Origin of the sequence: Thauera aminoaromatica S2 (genome assembly GCF_000310185.1) — a bacterium.
Lineage (GTDB): Bacteria > Pseudomonadota > Gammaproteobacteria > Burkholderiales > Rhodocyclaceae > Thauera > Thauera aminoaromatica.
On record NZ_AMXD01000035.1, the window covers coordinates 1 to 15,566 of the forward strand.

At 70.1% G+C, this 15,566-nt stretch carries 6 protein-coding genes; 3 read left to right on the forward strand and 3 right to left on the reverse strand.

The annotated features are described in order from the left end of the window. A partial coding sequence (locus tag C665_RS07630; protein ID WP_004304665.1) for a PDZ domain-containing protein occupies positions 1-237 on the forward strand: 237 nt, incomplete at its 5' end. A gap of 81 nt (positions 238-318) precedes the next feature. Here the strand turns inward: C665_RS07630 and C665_RS07635 are convergent. Continuing rightward, positions 319-1,941 (reverse strand): methyl-accepting chemotaxis protein, encoded by a 1,623-nt coding sequence (locus C665_RS07635; protein WP_004304667.1) that lies wholly within the window; start codon positions 1,939-1,941, stop codon positions 319-321. A 271-nt stretch (positions 1,942-2,212) separates the two neighbouring features. Here C665_RS07635 and C665_RS07640 point away from each other — a divergent pair, with 271 nt between their 5' ends. Together C665_RS07640 and C665_RS07645 are read left to right on the forward strand one after the other, a co-directional pair. Beyond that, positions 2,213-2,665, forward strand: coding sequence for a c-type cytochrome (locus C665_RS07640; protein ID WP_004304669.1), 453 nt, complete (start codon positions 2,213-2,215; stop codon positions 2,663-2,665). A 368-nt stretch (positions 2,666-3,033) separates the two neighbouring features. After that, complete coding sequence (locus tag C665_RS07645) at positions 3,034-8,670, forward strand: CHAT domain-containing protein (protein ID WP_040828777.1); 5,637 nt, start codon at positions 3,034-3,036, stop codon at positions 8,668-8,670. Positions 8,671-8,721: 51 nt separating this feature from the next. Here C665_RS07645 and C665_RS07650 read toward each other — a convergent pair whose 3' ends face one another. Together C665_RS07650 and C665_RS07655 are read right to left on the reverse strand one after the other, a co-directional pair. Further along, positions 8,722-9,402, reverse strand: coding sequence for a cytochrome b/b6 domain-containing protein (locus C665_RS07650; protein WP_004304673.1), 681 nt, complete (start codon positions 9,400-9,402; stop codon positions 8,722-8,724). A gap of 68 nt (positions 9,403-9,470) precedes the next feature. Beyond that, a complete protein-coding gene (locus C665_RS07655) occupies positions 9,471-15,524 on the reverse strand; it encodes an excinuclease ABC subunit UvrA (protein WP_004304675.1) in 6,054 nt (2,017 codons plus the stop codon). Between the last annotated feature and the right edge of the window lie 42 nt (positions 15,525-15,566).

The following is a 15,566-nucleotide window of genomic DNA, read 5'->3' on the forward strand; positions in this document are numbered from 1 at the left end:
CTCACCGCGGAAGAGACCGCCCGCCTGCAGCTGCGCGGCGGGGTGGTGGTGGAGGGCGCCGACGGCGCCGCGGCCCGCGCCGGCCTGCAGCGCGGCGACGTCATCCTGGCGATCAACAACCAGCCGGTCGCCAGCGTCGCAGACCTGCGCGCCCAGCTCGAGCGCGCCGGCAAGCGCTTCGCGCTGCTGATCCAGCGTGGCGAGGCACGCATCTTCGTGCCGGTACGCCTGGAGTGATGGCAGCGCGCTGAAGGGCGAGCGGGCAAGAGGGCGGGACCGGCGACGGTTCCCGCCCTTTCCACGTCCGCCTGGGCGCACTCAGAAACGGAAGCGCGACACGGATTCCTGCAGGCGCAGGGCGAGTTCGCCGAGCTCGCGCGCCGAACGCACGGTGTGGGCGAGCGCGTCGTTGTTGCTGCGCGCCATGCCGGCGATCTCGCCGATGCGCGCGGTGACCGACTCGCTCGCACTGCGCTGCGCACCCGTGGCGCCGGCGATGCGGTCGAGGCCTTCGCCCACCTCGACCACGAGCGAATTCGCCGCGGTCAGCACCTGCATCACCGCGTCGGCCATCTGCCGGCTGGAGGCGAGGTGACCGAGGCCGTCGTCGAGCGCGCCGCGCACCGAGCTCGAACGCCGGGCCACCTCGCGGGTGATCTGGTCGATCTCGCCCGCCGAGCGCGCGGATTTCTCCGCCAGCTTGCGCACCTCGTCGGCCACCACCGCGAAGCCGCGGCCCTGCTCGCCGGCGCGCGCGGCCTCGATCGCAGCGTTGAGCGCGAGCAGGTTGGTCTGCTCGGCGATCTCGCGCACCTCGCTGGTCATGCGCGAGATCGCCTGGGTGGAGTCGACGAAGGCGACCACCGCGTCGGCCATCTGGCGCACCGCGGCCTCGACCTCGCCGACCTCGCCGACCAGACGCTCCAGGCTGCGCTGGCCCTCGCGCGAGCGTTCCAGGCTGTCGTGCGAGCGCTCGCGCACCGCCTCGGCGTGCTCGGCGATCGCGGAGATGCTGCCGACCATCTCGTCCACCGCGTCGGCCGCGCCCACCGAGCTCTCGTTCTGGCGCTGCGAGCTCGCGGCGACCGCCTCGGCGTCGGCGGCCAGCCGGCTCGCCGCCTCGGTCACCGCGCTCGCCGAGTCGCCGACCTGGCGCACCAGCCCGCCGAGCGTGCCCATCATGTCGTTGAAGGTGCGCGCGCTGCGGCCGATCTCGTCGCGGCCGCGCACCGGCAGTTGCAGGCGCAGGTCGCCGCCACCCTCGGCGATCCGCCCCAGGCCCCGGTTGAGGCCGTCGAGCGGACGGGTGACGAAGCGGGTGATGAAGAGGTAGATGAACAGGATCAGCGGGATCGACACCAGCGCGGCGAACATCGCGCTCTGGTTGCGGAACGCATTCACCGCGGCATTCGCCTTGTCGAGCGAGATGCGCATCGACACCGCGCCGAGCGGCGTGCCCTGTGGCACCTGATGGCAGGCGATGCAGTCCTTGCCGAGCCAGGCGGGCGAGGCCAGCGAGGGAATCACCACGCGCAGATGCTCGCCATGCTCGGCGTCGTGGTCGACCCGCATCGTGGCGCGGCCCTCGACCAGGGCCAGGCGCTCGTCGGCGTCGCGCGCCGCGTCGCGCGCACCGCCCGCCCCGAACACCCGGCTCACCGCCTCGCCGCGGATCACCTCGAGGTCCTGCACCACGCTGAGCTCCTTGATCTGGTCGAGGAAGACGTCGCGCTGCGCCACCGTGCCGGTGATCATCATGCCGGTGAGTCCGGCCATCGTCATCTCATTGACCGTGCCGGCGAAGTCCTTCGCCTGCTCGATCGCCATGTCGCGGTTCACCCGGGTTTCCCAGACGATCATGCTGCCGAACGCGGCCACCATCATCAGCCAGATCGCGCCGGTGAGACGCAGCCATATCGGGGTGTCGGAAAATCGGATCATGTCGGTTCTCGCGGTCCTGCGGACGGTCGGCGGCGTGGGGACAGGCAGCCTCTACTCCTTCCTTACGGCCGCGCACGGCCCGGCTTGAGCGCACTTCTTCCGCGCCGCAACACGAGCGGACGAAGGAATATCGACCGAATTTGTTATAAGTCGGGTGCCGGCAGGCGGATCCCGGCATGCAACACGATGGAACTGGCGCGGCGCATCCTGGTCTGCGCAGTTCCCCGCAAGGTTTGTTCCTTCCTTCAACCCCCGACTCAGGAGGCTCACGATGAAAAAAGCGATCGCCCTCGGCATCCTCTCCCTTACCCTCGCCACCGCGGCTTCGGCCCAGGTCAAGCCCGAGGACCAGATCAAGTTCCGCCAGGCCGGCTACAGCTTCATGAGCTGGAACATGGGCAAGATCAAGGCCAACCTCGAGGGCGAGTACAACCCCCAGCAGGTCCAGGCCGCCGCCACCGCGATCGCCGGCATCGCCGGCTCGGGCATGGGCGCGCTCTACGGCCCGGGCACCGAGAAGGACATCGGCAACCTCAAGACCCGCGTCAAGCCGGAGTTCTTCCAGGAGATGCCGAACGTCGGCAAGCTCGCCACCGACTTCAACAACGCCGCCGCCAACCTCGCCAAGGTCGCCGCCACCGGCGACAAGGCCGCGGTGCAGAAGGCCTTCGCCGACACCGGCAGCACCTGCAAGGCCTGTCACGACAAATACCGGATGGAGTGAGGCGTCAGATATCGAACGACAAAGCCACCTGCGGGTGGCTTTGTCGTTCCTGACACGGATGCGCGCCTAGGCCGGCATCGAGCCGCCGCCGGCAGGCCGGCGGGATCGCCACACTCCCCGCCATCGAACATCCCCGAATGCCGGCTGCAAATACGCCGCGGATTCACAGCGGACAACGCTACCCGCATCGTCTATATGTGAATCAGGATTCGTCGCCATGGGTCGAGGCGGGTGCTTCTCTTCAGGGACTGCACACGCCGCACCCGGGTATCTGCCTCGACCCGCGGCCTGCGCGCGCGGGCTGCCGTGGCAGCGGCCGACGACGAGCATCTGTTCAACGCTTGAAGATCGGAGCGGGAGCCCATTCCATGAGCAATCAGCCCAAAGTCACCATCGTCCGCATACCGGGTCGGGTGCGGCCCGACGAACCGCTTCGGCTTGCGAGCTGGATCGGGGGTGATTCGCCCTTGTTCGCCGGTGTGGCGCCGGCGCGTTCCTTTCGCCTCGGCGCGACCGGCAGTCGCGGCACGGCCGAAGACACGGTCGCCGAGGCGATTCCCGAGGACGCCCTGGTCGAGATCGAGTTCGAAGGCGGCGCATGTTTCTGGACCGTGGGCGCGGATCTGCGCAAGCGCCTGCAGGAGGCGGGCGGCGCCAGCGCACGGGGTGGAAGCGGCGCGGACGATGGCGCCTGGGATCTGCCGTCCAGCATCGCCGCGCCGGTCACGGGTACGCGCGGGCTCGCCGGGAAACTGACCATCCGGGCCCTGCGCTGGATGGGCTTCGATCCGGTGAAGGCGGGTCTGGACAAGATCGTCGACCTGGCCGAGACACGCTCGGTGCCGCGCGAAGGGGTGTTTCTCGTGGGCGACGACGGCATCCGGGGCGAACCCCTGAAAACGCCGATTCCCGATGGCGAGCGCACCCTCATCCTGCTTCACGGCACGGCATCGAACACGCGCGGCAGCTTCTCCAAGCTGTGGCTGCGCCAGCCCAAACAGTGGGCGCGCCTGCGCGCATGCTACGGCGAGCGCATCTTCGCGCTCGAGCACTGCACCCTGACCCGCAGCCCGATCGAGAACGCGCTCAAGCTCGCGCGCCTGCTGCCACGCAGCGGTTCGCTGCGCCTCCTGTCGCATTCCCGTGGTGGCCTGGTCGGCGAACTGCTCGCGCTGGATCCGGCTCGCGTCGATCGCGCCGGCATCACCGCGGTGCTGGCTGCGGCGCAGCGGGAGAATCCGCCTGCGGCGGAGGCGCTGATGCAGCAGGAGGCACAGCTCTTCGCGCTGCTGCGCGAACTCGAGGCGCGCCCGGCGCTGCAGATCGAGCGTTTCGTGCGCGTGGCCTGCCCGGTCATCGGCACCTCCCTCGCCGGGGAGAAGCTCGACCAGTGGTTCTCGCTGCTGGTGCTGGCCGCGATCGCCGACGAGATGCGCCGCAGCAACAGCCGCGGCATGATCACGAGCGGGCTCGCCTCCCTCGCCAGCCATGGGCTGGACATGCTGGCGGAAACCGCGGCGGCCATCATCGGCAGCCGCAAGCGGGCCGACCAGTTGCCCGGCCTCGAGGCGCAGATGCCCGGCTCCGCGCTGGTCCGCATCCTCAACGGAAACCCGGGACGCGGAGAACTGTTCGTCGTCGCGGGCGACGCCGCCCCCCGGGAACAGGACTGGCTGGCCGAGCTGCGCTTCTGCCTGATCGACCGCTACTTCGAGCAGGACCACGACCTCGTGGTCGACACGCGCGCCATGCTGGACGGCCCCGACCGCCCGGTACGCAAGGTGTTCTTCCGCGCCGGCCCGACCGTCAATCACTTCAGCTACTTCGGTAACGAGGACAGCGCAGCCGCGGTCGCCGCCGCGCTGACCGACGCCGTCGACACCGCCACGCTGTTCCACGACTACGCAGGGGAATGGCCCCTGCCCGCCGAGACCGCGCGCGGCCTCTTCGCACCGCGTGCGCTCGCCGACCCCCCGCTCCAGGGCGCGCGAGGCATCGTGGTGCTCGTACCCGGCCTGTGCGGCTCCGAACTCCAGGTCGCCGGCCGCGAAGTGTGGGCGAGCGTGCCGGCCCTGGCCTGCGGCGGCTTCCGCAAGACGCTGCGCATCGACAATCCGGCGGTCGAGCCGGGCGATCCGCTGGCCGGCAGCTACCTCGCGCTGGCCAATGCGCTGCGCAGCAGCGGCTATGTCGTACGCATGCATGGCTACGACTGGCGCAAGTCCGTCGTCGACTCGATCAAGGGGCTCGGCGACACCCTGTCCACCGCGCTGGGCGATGCCACGGCGGGCAAGCTGCCGGTGCACGCGATCGTCCATTCGATGGGCGGCGTGCTGATCCGCGCCGCCTTCGCCCAGGACCGCGGGCTCTGGAAGCGCTGGAAGGAACAGCCGCGCCCCGAGGCGCGCGTCATCATGCTCGGCACGCCCAACCAGGGCTCGCACGCGGTGACGCTGCTGCTGACCAAGCGCGACGAGTTCTTCGCCAAGCTGGCGATGCTCGACCTGCACAACTCCGAGCGCGAGCTTCTCGAGATCGCCCAGCACTTCCCCGGTGTGCTCGAGCTGCTGCCGAACGCCGCCGATGAAAACGGCGAGGAGATCCGCCTGCCCGCGACCTGGCAGCGCTACTGCACCGCCGACGGCCAACGCTGGCCCGTTCCGCCGGAGGCTGCGCTCACCCAGTCCGGAGAACTGTGGCGGACGCTGCTCGCAGGCGATCCCCTGATCGACGACGAGCGCCTGATCTATGTCGCCGGCACGGCGAAGGAAACGCCCCGCCTCGCCGAGATCGCCGAGGACGGACGGTTCCGCCTGCTCAAGACGGCCGACGGCGATGGCCGCGTCACCTGGGCAAGCGGAATCCCCGCGAAGTGCCGGGAAGGCGGACGGCTCTACTACATGAACGCGGTGCATGGCGACATGCCGGCGCACACGCCGGCCTTCCCGGCATTGCAGGAGCTGCTGGAGAAGGGCGAGACCGGGCGCTCCGCGCTGACGCGCAAGCCCGTCCCCATCCAGGCCCGCGGCGCCGTCGAAGCCCCCGGGGAATATGCCCCCGTCAGCCCGGCCATGCTTTCACACTACCCGACGCGCTCCGACCTGCTGGCCGCGGCGACCGGCGCCACGCTCCGCGCCCCCCGCACCGAGCGCGAGGAGGAGATGCGGACGCGGGTCCGGGTCATTCACGGCGACCTGATCTTCGTCGACGCACCGGTTCTGGTCGGCCACATACAGGGCACCAACAATCTCGAGCAGGCGGAATACATCCTCGACCGCGCCCTCAACGGTCGCATGCAGAACCGCCTGGATGCCGGCATCTATGCGGGCCCGCTGGGCAGCTATGCCCTCTTCCCACCCCAGCCCGAGGAGCGCTTCGCCGCCGGCGCCATCGTCATCGGCATCGGCCGCGTCGGCGAGCTCTCGCCGGGAAGCCTGTGCGACGGCGTGGCGCGCGCGCTGGTCGCCTATGCGATCACGCGGCACGAGGAGCGCAAGCGCACACACGACCGGCAGGCCGCCACCGCCGGCAAACCGCTGCAGTTGCCGGTGTGTGCGCTGTTGATCGGTGCGGCGATCGGCGAGCTGAGCCTGCGCGATTCGGTCACCGCCATCCTGCGCGGCCATCGCAAGGCGCGCGAACGCCTCGCCGACGCGAAGCTCGACGACCGCATCGAGTTGACGCAGCTGGATTTCGTCGAGCTGCTGGAGGACCGTGCGATCCAGGCGCTCAACGCGGCACGCGACGCGGTGACGCTCGACGGCGAGCTGCGCAGGCATTTCTGCATCGAGGACACGCTGGCGAAGAACGAGGGCGGGCGCCAGCGTGCCTACGCCGAGCTCGGCGAAGATGCATGGACCCGGATCGCGATCAGCGCCGTCAGGATCGCCGACGGCAGCGGCACCCAGCTGCTGTTCAATGTCCATGGCGACCTTGCGCGGACCGAGCAGCTCTACAACGGCATTGCGCTCGGCAGCATCGAGCGCTTCACCCGCCAGCTGATCGACACGGAAAGCGACAACGAGGAAGTCGGCCGCACCCTGTTCGAACTGCTTCTGCCCAACTGGCTGAAGGACCAGGCACCGGACCGCCGCCGCGCCCAGCTCATCATCGATTCGGCCGTCGCCGGCATTCCCTGGGAGTTGCTGCGCGATCGCATGGAAGACGACCGCAGCGATCGCGGCGGCGCCCCGCTGTCGGTGCGCAGCGGCCTCGTACGCCAACTCTCGACGGGCCGCTTCCGCCAGCGCATCCAGCGCGCGGACGGCTTTCACGCGCTGGTCGTGGGCGATCCGGACCTCGGGCGTCTGGGCGACTACTTTCCGCAGCTGGCCGGTGCGCGCGAAGAAGCCGCCGAGGTGGCCCAGCTGCTCAAGGACGGCGGCTTCGACACGCCGCCCGCGCTGCTCGGTGGCAGTGCCGAGCAGATCCAGATCGCGCTCTACCAGCGCGACTGGCGCATCCTTCACCTGTCGGGCCATGGCATCTATCGTGAAACCCTGCCGACGATCGATGCCGACCACAGCGCCAAGCCGGCCGACGAGGCCGTCACTGCGACCGGCATGCTGATCGGCGAGAACAGCGTGCTCACCACCGCGCACATCGAGCAGATGCGGGTGGTACCCGATTTCGTGTTCATCAACTGCTGCTCCCTCGGTCGCATCGAGGCCGAGCGCGCGATGCTCGGCGAGAACCGGCCCGGCAATCCGATGCTCGCCGCCAACCTCGCGACCCAGTTGATCGAGATGGGCGTCCGTGGCGTCATCGCCGCCGGATGGCGGGTACTGGACGACGCGGCGAAGCTGTTCGCCAGCACCTTCTACGAAGCCTTCCTTGCCGGCGAGACCTTCGGCGAGGCGGTGCTCGCCGCCCGCCGGGCCACTTTCGACCGCTTCCCCACCACCAACACCTGGGGCGCCTACCAATGCTACGGCGACCCCAGCCTGCTGCTGCGGCGGCCGCCAAGCAGCCACGAGCGCCGCCGCCATGCCGCACGCTACGACTTCGTCGCACCGCGGGAGGTGATCGCCGAACTGGAGCGCCTGACCCAGCAGAGTCGCTACCAGGCCATGGAATCCGCCGACGACCGCAAGCGTCGCGAGGAGCGCATCGACGCGCTCGCGAGGCTGTGCGAGCGGCGCGGATGGTCGGGGCATGGCGACATCCAGGAGGCCTTCGGGCAGCTGTGGGCGGAATTCGGCGACCATGATCGCGCCATCGCCTGCTACCGGGCAGCCCAGGGGGCCGGGGACGGCAGCGCCTCGATGAAGGCCACCGAGCAACTCATAAACATGCTCGCGCGACGGGGCAGCGGCCTGCTCGCGGCGGGCGGGCCCGAGGCCATGGCAAAGGGCAAGACCCTGCTCGGCGAGGCCGAGCAGCTCATCACCGGAGTGCTCGCCGTCGCTCCGAATGCCGAACGTCACTGCCTGCTCGGCAGCATCTGGAAGCGCAAGCTGAAACTCACCGCCGACAACCAGCTGGATGCAGCGCTGAAGAGCATGGCACAGGCCTACCGCAACGCCGAAAACTGTGCCCTCGAGGCGGGCGGGCGGCTCTACTACCCGGCGCTCAGCGTCCTCCATGCGGACCTGCTGCGCCAGCTGCTCGGCACCCTCACCCCGGACGAGGGCAAGGCGGCACGGCAACGCATCGCCGCCGTGCGCAAGGAGATCGAGGACCCGGCATTCCAGGCGCGCGACTTCTGGGATCGTGTCGCACCCCTCGACCTGGCCCTGAGCGAAGCCTTGTTCGACACCGCCTGCGAAGAAAATGCGGATCGCCAGGCGAATGATGCGAGCTTCAGCAAGGCGCAGGAGGAGTACCAGGCCTTGCTCGCCTACAGCTCACGCCGCGAACGGGAGTCGGTCGTCGGTACGCTGGACGCGCTCAAGACCTTCCTGGAACGCTTGCCAGCGCAGCGAAAAGGCGCTCATTTCGCCCGCGCGAGGGAGCTGGTCGGTCGCCTGAACACCCTGGCCGACGCCTTGCGAAAGTTGCTGTGAGGCATGTCTGGCGCGCACAGACCACCGTCCGTCGGTGCGCGCTGTCGCCCCTCACCAGGCGGCGGGCGGCGGAGGCGGGGGCGGCTCGATGAAGCTGCCGGTGGCGAAGTAGAGCACCGCGGCGGTGATCGCCAGCGCGATCACGAAGGCCAGCGCGCCGCCGCCCTGCGCGGGCTGGGCGTCGGCTTCGTCGACTTCCTTCATGCCGGTAACCATCGGCCGCAGCAGGTTGTCCTTCTTGACCAGCGCGTAGAACAGCACGGCCGACACGTGCAGGCCCACCAGCACGATGATCGCCCAGTAGTTCTGCCGGTGCAGCCCGGACAGCCAGTCGCTGGTCTCGCTGCTCACCAGCGCGCGCAGCGGACCGGAGAAGGCGATCTCGTCATTGGAAAACAGCCCGGTGACGGCCTGATAGAGCATGACCCCGAGCAGGGCAAGCACCGACAAGGCGCCGAGCGGGTTGTGCCCCAGCCCGCTCCAGTGCCCGCGCAGGTGCGCCCACAGGTGGGCCGGGCCGGGCACGAAGTCGGCGAAGCGGGCGTAGGTCGAGCCGATCACCCCCCACACCAGGCGGAAGGCGAGCAGCCCGGTGATGGCGATGCCGACGCGGCCGTGCCATTCGATGAGGCTGCCGCCGATCTGGGCGGTGACGTAGGCGGCCACCACCAGGATGGCGAGCAGCCAGTGAAAAAGACGAGTGGGCAGATCCCAGACTCTGACCTTGCGCATGCTGTATTCCTTCCCTGAGATTCAGCCTGACTGACTGCGCCATCCGGCACAGGTTCCGCTGCACTGCATCATTCCGTCTTGCGCTGCGCCAGGAACTCGCGCAGATGGCGGCCGGTGTGGGATTCCGGCGTCGCCATCGCCACCTCGGGCGGGCCTTCTGCCACCACCCGGCCACCGCCCTCGCCGCCCTCCGGGCCGAGGTCGATCAGCCAGTCGGCCTCGGCCATCACGTCGAGGTCGTGCTCGATCACCAGCACGGTGTGGCCGGCATCCGTCAGGCGGTGCAGCACCCGGATCAGCTTGTCCACGTCGGCCATGTGCAGGCCCACGGTGGGCTCGTCGAGCACGTACAGGCTGTGCTTGTCGGCGGGCAGCGGCACGCCGCCGGTGTCTTCCGCATCGCCCGGGCGGCGGCGCACCTTGGCGAGCTCGGTCACCAGCTTGATGCGCTGCGCCTCGCCGCCCGACAGCGTCGGGCTGGGCTGGCCCAGGGTCAGGTAGCCGAGGCCGACGTCCTGCAGCAGCTGCAGCGGGTGGGCGATCGCGGGATGCGCGGAGAAGAAATCCACCGCCTCGTCCACCGGCATCGCCAGCACCTCGGCCACCGTCCTGTCCTTCCAGCGCACCGACAGCGTCTCGGGGTTGAAGCGCGCGCCGCCGCAGGCCTCGCACGGCGTCTTGACGTCGGGCAGGAAGCTCATCTCGACGGTGGTCTGGCCGGCGCCGTCGCATACCGGGCAGCGCCCGGCGCCGGTGTTGAAGGAGAAGCGCGAGGCGTTCCAGCCGCGCGTGCGGGCGTCGAAGGTGTCGGCGAAGAGCTTGCGGATCGCGTCCCAGAAGCCGACGTAGGTCGCCGGGCAGGAGCGCGGCGTCTTGCCGATCGGCGTCTGGTCGACCTCCAGCACGCGGCCGACCTGGTGCCAGCCGGGCATCGCCGCGCAGCCGACCAGGGGCTGGTCGACCGCCTCCGGCTGCGCCTGGCCGCGGCGGCGGGCGCGGGTCGCCTCGGGGTCGCCGAGGCGGGCGCGCAGGTTGGCGTGGATGACGTCGCGCGCCAGGCTGGACTTGCCCGAGCCGGACACGCCGGTCACCACCGTGAGGCGGGCGAGCGGGATGCGCACGTCGATGTCGCGCAGGTTGTGCAGGTTGGCGCCCTCGATGCGGATCGCCGGGTTCTCCAGCGCCACCGCGCGGCGCGGGCGCAGCGGGTGCTGCAGCGGGTGGCGGAAGCATTCGCCGGTGGCCGATTCGGGCGCCGCCAGCAGGTCGGCGATCGTACCCTCGGCCACCACCCGGCCGCCGCGCACGCCGGCGCCGGGGCCGAGGTCGATGACGTGGTCGGCGCGGCGGATGGTGTCCTCGTCGTGCTCCACCACCAGCAAGGTGTTGCCGCGGTCGCGCAGGGCCTCGAGGGTGTCGAGCAGCAGGCGATTGTCGCGCGGGTGCAGGCCGATCGTGGGTTCGTCGAGGATGTAGCACACGCCGCGCAGGTTGGAGCCGAGCTGCGCCGCCAGGCGGATGCGCTGCGCCTCGCCGCCCGACAGCGTGGGCGCGGCGCGGTCCAGCGCCAGGTAGCCGAGGCCCACGTGCTGCAGGAACGCGAGGCGGCCGCGGATCTCGCTCACCAGGTCGCGGGCGATGTCGGTCTCGCGCTCGTTCAATGCCAGGTCGGCGAAGAAGCCGGCCGCCCGGTCCACCGGCTGTGCCGCGAGCTGGTGCAGGCCGAGGTCGCGGAAGCGCACCGCGCGCGCCACCGGGTTGAGGCGCGCGCCGTCGCAGGCCGGGCAGGCTTCGTCGCTGACGATGACTTCTTCCGCATCGCCGAGGTCGAGCGCGTCCGGGTCCTCGATGCGCGCCGCGGTCTTCAGCCCGGTGCCGTAGCACTTGGGGCACCAGCCGTGCTTGGCGTTGTACGAGAACAGGCGCGGATCCGGCTCGGGGAAGCCGGTGCCGCAGCTCGGGCAGGCGCGCAGCGTGGAGAAGGTGATCGGCACCGCACCGAGCTTGCCGATCTCCAGCACCTTGATCACGCCCTTGCCGATCTCCAGCGCCTGGCGCACGAACTCGCGCAGCGTGGCTTCGCTCTCGGGCTGCACCACCACCATGCCGGTGGGCAGCTCGATGTTGTGCTCCTTGTAGCGGTCCAATCGCGGCCACTTGGCGGTGGGCAGGTATTCGCCATCGACGCGCAGCTGCGCATGGCCCTTGCCGCGCGCCCACTTGGCGAGATCGGTGTACAGGCCCTTGCGGTTGACCACCAGCGGCGCCAGCACTTCGACCGAGGCGCCGCGCAGCTCGCGCTGGAGCTGCGCGACGATGGCCTCGAAGCTCTGCGGCGTCACCGGCACGTTGCAGTCGGGGCAGAACTGCGTGCCCAGCTTCACGTACATCAGGCGCAGGAAGGGGTGGATCTCGGTCAGCGTCGCCACCGTGCTCTTGCGCCCGCCGCGGCTGGTGCGCTGCTCGATCGCCACCGTGGGCGGAATGCCGAAGAGGCCGTCGACGTCGGGCCGGCTGGCCGGCTGCACGAACTGGCGGGCGTAGGCGTTGAGCGATTCCAGATAGCGGCGCTGGCCCTCGCCGAAGACGATGTCGAAGGCCAGCGTGGACTTGCCCGAGCCGGACAGGCCGGTGATCACGGTGAACTGGTCGCGCGGAATCTGCAGGCTGACGTTCTTGAGATTGTGCTCGCGGGCGTGGCGGATTTCGATGGCGGGGGCGGCGACGGGGCGGTATTCCACCCGCGGCTCGGCGGCGACGAGCGACCGATCTCCCGGAGGAGCGGCGCAAGCCGCGATTGCGCTTTCCGTGGCGACGGCGCGGCCGGAACCGCCGTGATCGCGGCTTGCGCCGCTCCTACGGGAACCCGGGGCCTCCGCATCCGCAGAAACAGGGGACAGACCCCGATTTCCTGCACGGGTGCGAGCAAGCGCCTCAGCGTAGTCGCGCAGCGCGGCACCGGTGTGCGAGCTCGCGTGCGCGCGCACCGCCTCCGGCGGGCCTTCGACCACGATCGCGCCGCCGCCTTCGCCGCCCTCGGGGCCGAGGTCGATGATCCAGTCGGAAGCAGCGATCACGTCGAGGTTGTGCTCGATCACGATCAGCGAATGGCCCGCCTGCAGCAGCTTGTCGAAGGCGCCGAGCAGCTTGGCGACGTCCTCGAAGTGCAGGCCGGTGGTGGGCTCGTCGAAGAGGAAGAGCAGGCCGGGTTCGGTCTTGTCCCCAGCCTTGTCCCCAAACTTATCCACAACACTGGCTTTGCGTACAGGCTTCTTCTGCGCGGCCTCGGCGAGGTGGCCGGCGAGCTTGAGGCGCTGCGCCTCGCCACCCGACAGCGTCGGCACGGGCTGGCCGAGGCGCAGGTAATCCAGGCCGACGTCGGCGAGCGGCGCGAGCGCGGCGAGCACCTTGGGATGCTCGCGGAACACATCCAGCGCCTCATGCACGGTGAGCTCCAGCACGTCGGCCACCGACAGCCCGTTCCATTGCAATTCAAGCACTTCTGGCCGATAACGCTTGCCGTCGCAGTCCGGGCAGCGCAGCCACACGTCGGACAGGAATTGCATCTCGACGTGCTCGAAGCCCGAGCCGGTGCAGGTCGGGCAGCGGCCGTGGCCGGCGTTGAAGCTGAAGGTGCCGGGGGTATAGCCGCGCTGCTTCGCCTCCGGCAGGGCGGCGAAGAGGGCACGGATCGGGTCCCAGGCGCCGACGTAGCTCACCGGGTTGGAGCGCGAGCTCTTGCCGATCGGCGACTGGTCCACCATGACCACGCCGCGCAAGTTATCCACATTCTCGAGACGATCGAAGACCCCCGGCGATTCCGCCGCTTCCCCGAAATGCTTGGCCAGCGCCGGGAACAGCACGTCCTGGATCAGCGTCGATTTTCCCGAGCCGGACACGCCGGTCAGGCAGGTCAGGCGCCGCAGCGGGAAACCGACCGTGAGATCGCGCAGGTTGTGCTGGCGCGCGCCGACCAGCTTCAGCCGCGGTGTGGCGGCGTCCACCGGGCGCGGCGGACGGTCGACGTCGATGCGCTTCGTGCCCGCCAGCCAGGGGCCGGTCACAGAATCGGGATTCGCCGCGATCTCGGCCGGCGTGCCGCGCGCGACGATGTCGCCGCCGCGCTCGCCCGGGCCGGGGCCGATCTCGAGCAGCTCGTCGGCGGCGACCATCACCTGCGGGTCGTGCTCGACCACCACCAGCGTGTTGCCGGCGTCGCGCAGCCGCGTCATCACCCCGAGGATGCGGCCGATGTCGCGCGGATGCAGGCCGATCGAGGGCTCGTCGAGCACGAACAGGGTATTCACCAGCGAGGTGCCGAGCGCGGTGGTCAGGTTGATGCGCTGCACCTCGCCGCCCGACAGCGTGCGCGACTGGCGGTCCAGCGTCAGGTAGCCGAGGCCGACGTCGGCCAGGTAGGTGAGTCGGCTGCGGATCTCGCCGAGCACCAGCTCGGTGGCCTCGTCCGCCACGCCGGGCAGCGCGAGCGCGGCGATGGCGTCGCGGATGCGGTCGACCGGCAGCGCCATCAGCTCGTGGATGGCGAGGCCCTGCACCCCCGCGATCGCAATCCCCGCCGCCGCGGCTGCCTCGCCGACAGCGGGCGCAGTCCCGACGGTCGATACGCCGGCTGCCGCGTTCGCCCCGCCGACGGTGACCACCCCCCCGGCGGTCGGTGACTCGCCGGCGGTCGGCGCACTCCCCGTAGGAGCGGCGCAAGCCGCGATCGGGGGTTCGGCGGCGCCAACGCTCGATGAAACGTGGTGATCGCGGCTTGCGCCGCTCCTACATGAAGCCTGAGCGCGGGTCGGCAAGCGCCACAACAAGGCGTCGGGTTTCAACCGCGCCCCATGGCACGCCGGGCATTCCGTGTAGCTGCGGTAGCGCGACAGCAGCACGCGGATGTGCATCTTGTAAGCCTTGGTCTCCAGCCAGTCGAAGAAATGCCGCACGCCGTACCAGTAACGCGGCCACGAGCTGTCCCAGTTCTTCCATTTCGGGTCGCCCTCGAACAGCCACTGGCGATGCTCCGGCGGCAGATCCCGCACCGGGATGTCCATCGCCACGCCGTACTTCTTCGCCATCTTCTCGAGGTCCTGCTGGCACTCGCGATAGCTCTCGGTCTGCCAGGGCTTGATCGCGCCCTCGGCCAGCGTCTTCGATTCGTCCGGCACCACCAGGCCGAAATCCACCCCGATCACCCGTCCGAAGCCGCGACAGGTCTCGCAGGCGCCGATCGGCGAGTTGAACGAGAACAGGCCGGGCGTGGCCTCCGAATAGTGGATGTCGCAGTCGGCGCAATGCAGGCCGGACGAATAGCGCCACACCGCCTCGCCCGGCGTCCCCGCCGACTTCTCCGCCCTCACCCCCTCGCCCGAGGCGTAGACGGCAAGCCGCCCGTGTCCGCGCTGCAGCGCCGCCTCCAGCGCCTCCGCCAGGCGTGAATCCTCGGCATTCGACGCGCGGAAGCGGTCCTGCACCACCTGCAGCACGTCCTGCCCCTCCGCGCCAACGCCCGCGAGGCGTTCCTGGATGCGCGTGTAGCCCTGCGCGGCGAGCAGTCCGGTCACTTCCTCCTCGCTGAAGCTCGACGGCACGGTCACCGGAAAGCACACCACCAGGCGCGGATCGCCCGCCGCCGCGGCGCGCGCGCGCAGGTCGGCGGCGATACTCACCGCCGAATCCCGCCGCACCGGCTTGCCGCAGCAACGACAGTGCAGATGCGCGGCGCGCGCGTAGAGCAGCTTGAAGTGGTCGGCGAGCTCGGTCATCGTGCCCACCGTCGAGCGCGAGGTGCGCACCGGGTTGGTCTGGTCGATCGCGATCGCCGGCGGCACGCCTTCGATGCGATCCACCTGCGGCTTGTCCATGCGGTCGAGGAACTGGCGCGCGTAGGGCGAGAAGGTCTCGACATAGCGCCGCTGGCCCTCGGCATACAGCGTGTCGAACACCAGCGAGGACTTGCCCGAGCCCGACACCCCGGTCACCACCGTCAGGCGGTTCAGCGGCAGGTCGAGCGACAGGTTGCGCAGGTTGTTCTGGCGCGCACCGCGGATGCGGATGGCGTCGGCGATCGAGGCGGGGGCGTCGATCGGGGTGTAGCGGGTGGCGGAAACGGACATGGGGCGGGAGGCGGAGACGTGAGCCGCCATTTTAGTGGGCGG